The organism is Bacillus sp. C30, from assembly GCF_040838255.1.
In the GTDB taxonomy this organism is placed as follows: Bacteria; Bacillota; Bacilli; order Bacillales; family Bacillaceae_G; genus Bacillus_A; species Bacillus_A mycoides.
The window spans coordinates 1-11185 of record NZ_JBFPJH010000102.1 but is presented as its reverse complement, the minus strand read 5'-3'; the positions used below and the strand labels follow the sequence as shown (position 1 = coordinate 11185).

At 36.5% G+C, this 11185-nt stretch carries 11 protein-coding genes and 1 pseudogene; 4 read left to right on the top strand and 8 right to left on the bottom strand.

The genetic code is table 11. The features are described 5' to 3' along the window. Together AB3X49_RS11995 and AB3X49_RS11990 are read left to right on the top strand one after the other, a co-directional pair. Window positions 1-128: pseudogene (locus AB3X49_RS11995) on the top strand (ABC transporter permease); the annotation flags it as partial. A gap of 12 nt (window positions 129-140) precedes the next feature. Further along, a complete protein-coding gene (locus AB3X49_RS11990; protein WP_367962246.1) occupies window positions 141-1205 on the top strand; it encodes an ABC transporter permease subunit in 1065 nt (354 codons plus the stop codon). A 22-nt stretch (window positions 1206-1227) separates the two neighbouring features. Here AB3X49_RS11990 and AB3X49_RS11985 read toward each other — a convergent pair whose 3' ends face one another. Together AB3X49_RS11985 and AB3X49_RS11980 are read right to left on the bottom strand one after the other, a co-directional pair. Continuing rightward, window positions 1228-1773: a hypothetical protein gene (locus AB3X49_RS11985; RefSeq protein WP_367962244.1), complete on the bottom strand. Its 546-nt coding sequence runs from the start codon at window positions 1771-1773 to the stop codon at window positions 1228-1230. 100 nt (window positions 1774-1873) lie between these two features. After that, on the bottom strand, window positions 1874-2293 hold the full coding sequence (locus AB3X49_RS11980) for a MarR family winged helix-turn-helix transcriptional regulator (RefSeq protein WP_002088468.1): 420 nt from the start codon (window positions 2291-2293) through the stop codon (window positions 1874-1876). 160 nt (window positions 2294-2453) lie between these two features. Between AB3X49_RS11980 and AB3X49_RS11975 the strand changes: the two genes are divergently transcribed. Beyond that, a complete protein-coding gene (locus AB3X49_RS11975; protein ID WP_367962242.1) occupies window positions 2454-3125 on the top strand; it encodes an SIMPL domain-containing protein in 672 nt (223 codons plus the stop codon). Between the two features lie 134 nt (window positions 3126-3259). Then, complete coding sequence (locus AB3X49_RS11970) at window positions 3260-4549, top strand: NCS2 family permease (protein WP_367962240.1); 1290 nt, start codon at window positions 3260-3262, stop codon at window positions 4547-4549. A 33-nt stretch (window positions 4550-4582) separates the two neighbouring features. Here the strand turns inward: AB3X49_RS11970 and corA are convergent, their stop codons facing one another. From corA to xerD, 6 genes are all read right to left on the bottom strand, one after another. Continuing rightward, window positions 4583-5545, bottom strand: a complete 963-nt coding sequence (corA, locus tag AB3X49_RS11965) for a magnesium/cobalt transporter CorA (protein WP_002067031.1) — start codon at window positions 5543-5545, stop codon at window positions 4583-4585. Between the two features lie 211 nt (window positions 5546-5756). After that, window positions 5757-7061 carry a pyrimidine-nucleoside phosphorylase gene (locus AB3X49_RS11960; protein ID WP_367962238.1) on the bottom strand — a complete coding sequence of 435 codons (1305 nt, stop codon included), beginning with the start codon at window positions 7059-7061 and terminating at the stop codon, window positions 5757-5759. A 7-nt stretch (window positions 7062-7068) separates the two neighbouring features. After that, window positions 7069-7890, bottom strand: coding sequence for a purine-nucleoside phosphorylase (locus tag AB3X49_RS11955; protein ID WP_367962236.1), 822 nt, complete (start codon window positions 7888-7890; stop codon window positions 7069-7071). Window positions 7891-7902: 12 nt separating this feature from the next. Next, a complete protein-coding gene (deoB, locus tag AB3X49_RS11950; protein WP_367962234.1) occupies window positions 7903-9087 on the bottom strand; it encodes a phosphopentomutase in 1185 nt (394 codons plus the stop codon). A 364-nt stretch (window positions 9088-9451) separates the two neighbouring features. Next, window positions 9452-10177, bottom strand: coding sequence for a FixH family protein (locus AB3X49_RS11945; protein WP_367962232.1), 726 nt, complete (start codon window positions 10175-10177; stop codon window positions 9452-9454). Between the two features lie 146 nt (window positions 10178-10323). Further along, a partial coding sequence (gene xerD, locus AB3X49_RS11940; protein ID WP_367962230.1) for a site-specific tyrosine recombinase XerD occupies window positions 10324-11185 on the bottom strand: 862 nt, incomplete at its 5' end.

Genomic DNA, 11185 nt, shown 5'->3' with positions numbered 1-11185 from the left:
TTGCATTACTAGGTGGCTATAAAATAAATCAATTTAATTTCTTACTTAACTACTATATCAGTTTGCTTCTCGCTGGAATCATTACTTATGTTGTACTATCACGTCTAACAAATTATAAAGTTTTTTAAAGGAGGGGGCCTATGTTTCAAAAAGCACTATGGCTAAGAACATATCAACAAAGTAAATATGTTGTGTGGTTGTTTTGGTTCGTTAGCTTCTATACTTTATCATATAAATACTATATGGCTTCTATTCAACAGCTATACTTTCTAAATGACAATAAAAAGTGGAACTATGTATATCACTACCACTTTGATTTAACACTTATAGACCCTGTCATACTGTTAGGTGGTGTACTTATCGTTCTAGCTTGTACATTAATTGGTTGGGAAAGACAAAATAACTCTAGTGACTTGCTATGGTCTATGCCATTTAAACGTTCACACACCTATATAACAAAGTGGTTGTTTGGGATCTGCAACATTGCAGCAATCATCGTATTAAACTGGGGACTATTCGCCATTATGAAAAAAACAACTTTTCATAATAAATATCAAATATTTTCTCCATTTCATAGTTACTTTATATACATGTTAATTGTATTAATCGCTATTTATACGCTTGCATTATGTATAGGAACAATTACTGGGAATATTCTCTCGCAGGGACTTCTTACTGCAGCTATATTCATGTTTCCATTGTTATTTCCATCCCTTATCTCAGCGGTCATCGCTGTTCACTCGAATACTGACTTTCATGAGGATAATGGCAATATGCATCGTGTTATGGAAAACATACGCATTTCGGGTCCAGCAGAAAATTTTCATATTAGATTTGATTATAATCCACAAAGTGCTTATACCGATAATGATGGAGTGCGTCATAATGAACCAAACTTTACAGAAATCCCTTCAGTAAAAACATTGATTGGACCTATTGTAAATATAATTATTCTATTACCACTCGGTATATATTTATATGTTCGTTCAGTCAATGAGCGGAATGGTAGTTTCTTACTATATCCAAAGCTTCAAAAAACATTTATGGTCTGCGCTATTTTCTGTATTGGAATTAGCGGCGGTTTAATAATTGGCGGGACCCATTCGTTGCTTAATTTTTACGTTGGTTTGTTCGGAACAAGCATAATTAGCTATTTTCTTCTATCTAAAATATTGAGATTGAAGGTCTCTTGGAATTTCAAATAAAATAACCTCCTTCAAAAGGAGGTTATTTTACATTCTCTCTCCTATCTCCATACACCATCTCTTCTTTCATCCCAAATCCATCACCGTTTTTCACAATTTGCTCTGTCGGTGCGACTACACTTTCAGCAATTTTCCATTCCCCTTGCTCTTTCATAAATACTTGCAGAAAATAGTTCATGCCATTTAGCTGATATGCATTTTCTTTTTTCACATTATAGTGCACCGCAATGTAGTGCACTTGAATATTTTCTTTCCCTGCTTTTGATACGTATTGCGATAATCTTGGAATGTACATCGATGCTTTCTTAAATGGTAATTGCTTCGCTTTAACGAGCGATGAACTTGTTACATTACGCAAAGTGTCCTGATTACGAACATTATCACTATGATGAAATAATACTGCGTTTTGCATAGAACGAACCCATAATTTCGAATACAAGACGGTATTATCGTTTTCAATGTACTTCACTTCTTTTTGCACCACTTGGATAGGGGTATCAGCGTACATGAATATATGAAAGCAGAAAAAACTTCCAAGTAAAATGGTAAGTGCAACAATATATTTCATAATCTTTCCTCCGATCTGTTTAATTAAAGTATCGGAGTTTCAAAATATTTTTATTCAAAAGAAAAAGGATAGGAAAGCTCTCGCTTCCTATCCTCATTTATTATAATACGCGGCCAAATAGTTCTAAAACCATTTCTATCTCTTGGTCGCTCCACCCTTTAAATTTCTCTTTATAATATTCTTTACGCACAGCTTCAAGCTTTTCAGTTACTTCTCGTCCGTTTTCAGTAATTTCTAAGTATACGATACGACGGTCCGAATTTGAACGTTTTCTTTCAACAAACCCTTTTCGCACGAGACGATCTGTTACAGCTGTAATATGACTGGAGGTTACGTTTACTTCACTCGCAATTTGCGAAGCCATCTGTGGACTTTTTAAAAATAACGCACGTAATACAGAGAATTCATTATATGGCATATGCTCTGAAAAACGTGTATTAATATCATTTTGTAATAAACGTATCATCTTTCGAAATGATGCAGATAAATCTAAAATCAGTGTTTCTCTATTTTCGTTCACTAGCCTCGTCCCTTTTTTATCATATTTATACATATTATAATCTATAAATACCTATATTGTATATGCTTTCTTCCCTCAACATTCTCATTTATGTAACTTTTTTCATAAGATTTTCTTTTTTGTTCACACATATACATATAAAAAAGGATGGTGAGCATAAATGCAAAGTGGAATGAATCCGTATTTACATAATATCCGTACGACAAATACTGGTAAAGAAGCTACTATTACTGTACAAGGAGAAGGCATTATAAAGGCAAAACCAAATATTGTCATATTAACACTGGGCATTCGAACAGATAGTAAAAATGTAAAACAGGCGCAAGAAGAAAATGCAGTGCAATCGAAACAATTGCTTGATGCACTCAAACAGCTAGGTATTGCCGATAAAGATATAGAAACCATTTCTTATACAATTACTCCTCAATACGAATATGTAAATGATAAAGCATTACTACAAGGCTATCGTGTGGAGCATTTGTATGAAATTACCGTTTTAAATGTGCAAAAAGCAGGGGAAGTATATGATATAGCCGTTACAAATGGGGCAAACGTAGCAAAAGGATTACGTTTTCGAATATCTCACCCAAATAAATATTATGAGCAAGCTCTCATTCAAGCTCTGCAACAAGCAGTAGACAAAGCTCGTACAATTGCGAGTACCTACAATTTAAATATTAATCCTGTTCCCCTCTCACTCGTTGAAGAATCTGCCCAATTACCACGGGAGATCGCATCATATGCTACTTTGCATGCGCAAGCAGCTCCGCCCATTCAATCAGGAGAACTAGAAATCATTTCATCTATCCGGGCAATTTTTACGTATTTATAAATAAACTCATTTATAAGTAACCGGTATCATTTTCGTTGTTGTAAAAACATGATGTTCTGATATAATAAAGGACGGTGAGCTCTTACATAAGAGATATCACGGGTGGGAGAGGGATATGAAAAAGAAGGTTTAACATGAAAGGAATACTTGAAAGAACATTTAAATTAGACTTACACCAAACATCACCAAAACAAGAAGTTTTAGCTGGAGTCACGTCATTTTTCACAATTGTTTATATTATGATTGTAAATGCGTCAATCTTATCAGATGCCGGCATTCCTCTTGAGGCAGGAATTTTGGCAACTGTTTTTAGTTCATTTGTCGGATGTCTACTCATGGCATTTTGGGCAAATGCACCTGCTATTCTTGTCCCTGGTATGGGTGTAAATGCATTCTTCACGTACACTGCTGTGCATACGCTCGGTTTAACTTGGCAAGAAGCATTGGCAGCTGTTTTTATCGCCGGTATTATTTTTGCAATTGCTGCTTTTACACCGATTGCTCGCGTGCTTTCGGTATCGATTCCAAAGTCATTAAAGGAAGCGATCACTGTCGGTATCGGGTTGTTTTTAGCTTTCATCGGCTTGCAAAAAGGTGGTTTAGTCGTTTCGCATCCTAATACTGCTGTTGCAATGGGAAAATTAAGTAGTCCTGTCGTTCTTGCCACACTACTTACTCTTATTGTCGCACTTGTACTATTTGCGCGTAACGTACGTGGAAGCTTTTTATGGACGATTGCAATTGGAACTGGTATTGCATGGCTGTTTGGTCTTGTTGATACGAGTCAAATGGGAAATAGTTCGTTTTCATTCGCTAATTATGGCGATGTGTTTGGAGCTATGTCATTTGGGAAACTTTCTTCCTTGCCATTTTGGATTGCAACATTCTCCTTAAGCATGGTGCTTATTTTTGAGAACATGGGACTTTTACATGGTTTATTAGAAGATGATCGTAAATTCCCACGTGCTTACCAAGCAAATGCAATTTCAGCAATGACATGTGGTCTATTTGGCACAAGCCCTACCGTTTCAACAGTAGAGAGTGCCTCAGGTATTACTGCAGGCGGAAAGACAGGTCTGACGTCTATCGTTACAGGGTTGTTATTCTTCGCATCACTGTTTGCGCTTCCGTTTGTCAAAATAATTCCTGACAGCGCCATTGCACCAATCTTAATTATTATTGGCGGTCTGATGATTACAAGCATTCAACAAATTCCTCTGAACGACTTTTCAGAAGGATTTCCAGCGTTTTTAATTATCGTTATGATCCCGCTCACATATAGTATCGCTGATGGCATTGCGTTCGGATTTATCGCTTATCCTATCTTGAAAGTTGCACTTGGAAAGCGTAAAGAAGTCGCACCGTCCATGTATATTATTACATGCTTATTCTTAGCCATGTTCGTATTACACGCTATTGGCTAAGAAAAAAACACCGAGGAAATCCTCGGTGTTTTTTTACTTAAACCAACCTTTTTTATAAAACCAAGCCATCATTCCGCCGCCAATTAATGCCATTAAAATTAAGCAAATAAAATAACTATACTTCCCGCCAAGCTCTGGCATATGTGCAAAGTTCATGCCGTATACCCCTGCAATAAATGTTAACGGCATGAAAATAGTTGAGAAAACAGTTAATGTTTTCATAATATTGTTCATATGGTGGGAATTCAACGAAAAGTAACTATCTCGAATATCTGCTGTTAATTCACGGCTCGCTTCAATCATCTCTGTCAGTTTAAGCAAATGATCATGTATATCTTTAAAATAAATTTCATGATCGCTTATACCGTAAAAACGTGTTGAATTTAATATACGATACAATAAATCACGCATCGGAATAATCGTACGCCTTAGCTTAGATAAATCTGCACGAATATCAAATACTTCTTCTAGCACACTTCCTGCTGTCTCACCCGTTAAATTATCATCAATTGCATTTAAATGGTCTTCAATGTAATAAACAGGTGCGAAATAATCATCTACAATTTGGTCAATAATTGTATGTGCTACATGCAAAGGGCTCTTCTTAATACGTTTCTTTTCACCGAGCGTTTTCCATACTCTTTCAATCGCATTGTTATGAGAGAAATGGAAAGAGACTATATATCGATCACTAATAAATAAATCGATTTCATGCGGTTCTAATCCGTCTTCTCCGAATGCATGAAGAACTAAAAAGTTATATCCATCATAAAAATCTACCTTTGGTCTCTGTACATACTCTACACAATCTTCAATTGCAAGGGGATGGAACTTGAAGTGATCTTGTAAAATATATGTATACTCCTCTTTCGTTGGCTTATATAAATCAAGCCAATACCATATGATGTTCTCTTTTTTCGTTTCTTCTAGCGAAACATCATATAAAACTTCATTTTTTTTCGTTATTGCACAAATTCTAATCATAATTTCACCCATTACTATTATAAACACAAAATAGTAAAAAAAGCCAAGGAGAAATCTCCTCAGCTTTTTTTTATCCCGCTATTTACGGGCAGTAAGACCCCTACCTCAAAATTCAGCGAAAGCAAAGAAGTTAGGTCTGGGATCAACTGCCCGTAAATGCCCGATTGGTGAAGGCTAATAATCAGTGGGGATAAAGCCCCCCACTGATTAAAGTTTCACTTTATTACTTCGTTACAATACCGTGTACTAAAGTTGGTGCATCTACGTGATCTTTAGCGATTTTCATGTTCTCATAAATTTTTGCTTTTACGTCTTCAACATTTTCGCGGTTTGCGTAAATTGTAACAAGAGAGTCACCTTTTTTCACACTATCGCCTACTTTTTTGCGAAGCATTAGACCAACTGCTAAATCAATTTCAGACTCTTTCGTTGCACGCCCTGCTCCTAAAAGCATTGCTGCTGTTCCGATTTCATCTGCAACGATTTCCGATACGTAACCGTCTTCTTTCGCTTCCACTTCAATTTTAAATTGTGCTTGTGGCAATTTAGAAGGATCATCAACAACAGATGCATCGCCGCCTTGCGCGGATAAGAACGTTTTAAATGATTCTAGCGCTTTACCATTGTTCATTACTTCAATTAACTTTTCACGTGCATCTTCTAAAGATGAAGCTTGTCCAGCAAGGTACACCATCTGACTTCCAAGTGTTAAACATAACTCTTCTAAATCTTTCGGTCCCTTACCTTGTAATGTATCAATTGCTTCTTGTACTTCTAATGCATTACCAATTGCTTCACCAAGCGGCTGACTCATATCAGAAATAACCGCCATCGTATTACGACCAACGTTATTACCGATGCGTACCATTGCTTCTGCTAAACGCTTTGCATCTTCATCCGTTTTCATAAACGCGCCTGCTCCAGTTTTTACATCAAGAACAATTGCATCTGCACCAGCAGCAATTTTCTTACTCATAATTGAGCTAGCGATAAGAGGAATTGAATTTACTGTTGCAGTTACATCACGAAGCGCATATAACTTTTTATCAGCAGGTGTTAAGTTTCCACTTTGACCAATAACAGCGATTTTATTTTCATTTACAAGACGCATGAATTCATCATTTTCAATTTCCACATGGAATCCTGGTACTGCTTCTAATTTATCAATTGTACCACCCGTATGTCCTAGACCTCGTCCAGACATTTTCGCAACTGGTACACCTAAAGCAGCTACTAATGGACCTAATACAAGTGTCGTTGTATCACCAACTCCACCCGTTGAATGCTTATCTACTTTTACCCCTTCAATGGCTGATAAGTCAATTGTATCACCGCTATTTACCATTGCCATCGTTAAATCTGCACGTTCTTGATCATTCATATCTTGGAAGAAAATTACCATTGCAAGTGAACTCATTTGATAATCTGGAATACTACCATTTGTGTATCCTTCAACGATAAAGTTAATTTCTTCTGTCGTTAATGTATGTCCATCACGTTTTTTTGCAATTAGGTCCACCATTCTCATTGTGAAGTCACCCCTTCATTTGTTTTACAATTGCTTTTACTAATGCTAAGAAATTAGCTTTAACACGTTCTGTCGTTTCAATTACTTCATCGTGGTGAAGTGGTTGATCTAAAATACCAGCTGCCATATTTGAAATACAAGAAATACCTAGTACTTTCATACCTGCATGACGAGCTACAATTACTTCTGGTACTGTTGACATACCAACTGCATCTCCGCCAAGTGTACGAAGCATACGAATTTCAGCAGGTGTTTCATATACAGGACCTGTCATTCCAACATATACACCTTCTTGTACTTTAATATTTAAATCTGCTGCAACTTGTTTCGCCATTTCGCGAAGTTCTGGCGTATATGATGTAGACATATCAAGGAAACGTACACCCATTTCAGAATCATTTGGTCCGATTAATGGGTTCGTACCCATGAAGTTAATATGGTCTGAAATTAACATAAGATCGCCTGGTTCAAATGATGTATTTACACCACCAGCTGCGTTCGTTACAACAACTGTTTCTACACCTAGTTCTTTCATAACACGAACTGGGAATGTTGCTTTTTGCATATCGTATCCTTCGTAGAAATGGAAACGTCCTTGCATTGCTACTACTGTTACACCTTGAAGTGTACCGAATACAAGTTGACCTGCATGTCCTTCTACAGTTGAAACCGGGAATTCAGGGATTTCACTGTATGGTACTGTTACTGCGTTCTCGATTTCATCTGCTAATACACCTAGTCCAGATCCAAGGATTAGTCCTACTTGTGGTGTCTCTTGAAATTTCTCTTTTAAGTATGAAGCTGATTTTGTAATTAGTTCACGATTCATCTGTTTATCCCCCTATTTCTTTAGCTTGTTTAAGAAGCTTGTTCCATGTTCTGGCATTTTAACATTAAAGTTTTCTGCTACAGTTGCACCAATATCAGCAAATGTTTGACGAAGTGATAACTCTTGTCCGCCTTCTTTCATGCTTGGGCTATATGCTAATAACGGTACATATTCACGTGTATGATCAGTACCAGGATGTACTGGATCATTACCATGGTCTGCTGTAATTAATAATAGATCATCTTCTTTTAGTTTTTCGAATACTTCTGGAAGACGTGCGTCATATTCTTGTAGAGCTTCTCCGTACCCTTGTGGGTCACGACGATGACCAAATAAGGCATCAAAGTCAACTAAGTTTAAGAAGCTAATACCTGTAAAGTCCATATTTAATGTATCTACAAGCTTGTCCATTCCATCCATATTTGATTTCGTACGAAGTGATTCAGTTACACCTTCTCCATCATAAATGTCAGCAATTTTACCAATAGCAATTACATCATAATCGCTATCTTTAAGTTCATTCATTACTGTGCGACCAAATGGTTTTAACGCATAGTCATGACGATTTGGTGTACGTGTGAAGTTTCCTGGCTCTCCAACGAACGGACGAGCAATAACACGCCCTACCATATACTTCTCATCTAATGTTAATTCACGTGCGATTTTACAAATTTTATATAGCTCTTCAAGTGGTACTACTTCTTCATGAGCTGCGATCTGTAATACACTATCAGCAGAAGTGTAAACAATTAAAGAACCTGTTTCCATTTGTTCTTGACCAAGCTCAACAAGTACCTCTGTTCCAGAAGCTGGTTTATTACCGATAATTTTACGACCTGTCTTTTCTTCTAATTCATCAAGTAATTCTTTCGGGAATCCTTCAGGAAACACTTGGAATGGTGTATCAATGTAAAGGCCCATGATTTCCCAGTGACCTGTCATTGTATCTTTACCTGTAGATTTCTCTTGCATTTTTGTATAATATCCAAGCGGTTTCTCTACTTTAGAGATTCCTTTCATTTCACGAATATTACCAAGGCCTAATTTCACCATGTTTGGCATGTGTAATCCATTCATATGTTCAGCGATATGACCAATTGTATCAGAACCTAAATCACCAAACTGCTCAGCATCCGGTGCTTCACCGATTCCCACAGAGTCCATTACGACTAGGAAAATACGTTTATATTTATTCATAACTGCAACCTCCTATATGTTCAGTTCTACTTCTTGTAGTATGTTCAAAACGCTATAAAGTGAAACTGTTATCAATGGGAATTATCTTTCGTCCTCATTATTAAACAGTACTGCTTTAAATCATTCTCTAACTTTTTCGTTTTACTTTCAAACGAATAAAAAACATTTCTAGGTTTTCCCAAGTCAGATGTCAGACATCTGATATTGATATCATAACATGTTTACGCTTTCTTTTTAATACATTTTCGTAGAATTCCTCATTTTCTTTACCCTTCTATTGTAATCCATTCTGCAAAGAAGTGCTAATCATTTTATAACATATTTCCTAATATAAAAATAAAAAGCAGCTCTAAAGAGCTACTTTTTATTTTACTTCTACTGTTTCTTCTTTATGTTCATGTAGTTCACCTTTTCTTACATGAACTTTCACTTTATAAGCACCATTCTCTTTGAAAGTATGTTTACTCTCATACTCCCCTTTATTCCCTTCTTTCGCCGGAATAAATTCGTGTTTTTCAACGCCGTCTTTCCAAATCTCAAGTTGTACTTCAGCACCAGATAACGCTTCTTCTTTTTGTTTTAAATGAACTTTCATTGTTGACTCTGCATTTGCTTTAATATCACCAGCCATAAGATGTATCATCGTATCACTTTTATGATCCCCATGGCCTTCTTCTTTTTTCGCATCTTCTACTTTCGCATTCCCTACAGTAACTTTTTGTTCTGGCATAGCGTGCATATCACGTGCATTTGTATGAGGAATAATATGATATACTCCATCAGTTTCAAATGTTTTCTCTACTGCATAAACACCTTTTCCTTTATGCTTACCATCTAACATCTCGTGTTTCTCGTCGCCATCTTTCCAAATCTCAAACTTTACGTCATCAGCATCCGTTACTCTTTCTTTTCCTTGTGTAACAAGTGCTTGTACTTCTGTTTTTTCACCAGGTTTAATTTCTTTCGGATTCGTTTGAACCGCTACTTTTATAGCTTCAAGTTTCTGTTCTTTTTTCGGTTCTTCTTTGTTTGTATTACAGCCAGCCAATGCTAGCATCGCGATAAATAATGTAATAATAAGTTTTTTCATCATCATTTCCTCCTTCATACTTTCCTTAGTATAGAGGAAATACATTGTAATATTCTAGTCTTCTGCTGAAAACAATGTACGAAATGTTTGTGAAGTTTCTGTGAAATGGTTCACTCTTCTTAATCTATGAAAAAAGAGCATAGTGACTATGCTCTCGGGTGAAACTGTTTATATACATCTTTTAATCTAGTTTTTGAAACGTGCGTATAAATTTGTGTCGTCGAAATATCTGCATGTCCAAGCATTTCCTGTACAGCACGTAAGTCTGCCCCATTTTCTAATAGATGCGTAGCAAAAGAGTGACGCAACGTATGCGGTGTAAGCTCTTTTGCAATATTCGCTTCTTTCGCTAGCCGTTTTAAAATTTTCCAAAATCCCTGTCTCGATAATCGATTACCATGATGGTTTAAAAAGAGCGCATCTACTGCTTTTTTCCCCATCAATTCTCTTCTTCCTTTTTCAATATACTTTTGAATCGCTTCTGTCGCTAAGCTTCCTAGTGGAATAATTCTTTCTTTGTTCCCTTTCCCGATACAGCGAACAAATCCCATCGTTAAGTGCACATCTTCTAAATTTAATGCAATTAATTCTGAAACACGAAGTCCTGTTGCATACAACAACTCTAACATTGCCTTATCACGAATCCCAAAAGCACTTGCCGTTTTCGGTGTTTGAAGCAATGCTTCCACTTCGTCGATTGATAATACTTTTGGTAATTTTCGTTCCCCTTGTGGCGTTTCAATATGTACCGATGGGTCATGCTCCACTGCTCGTTCACGAAGTAAAAATTGATGAAACGAACGAATCGATGCAATATGACGCGCCAATGTTTTTGAAGATTTCCCGTTTTCTTTTAAATGCTGCAAAAAGTTAACAATATGCAAGCGTGTCACTTCATGAAACGTCTTCGTTTGTTCTACATTTTGCAAATACTTCACATAGCTTTTTAAATCGCGTTCATAAGATACAACTGTATTTTTCGCTAAACCTTTTTCAACAATCATATAA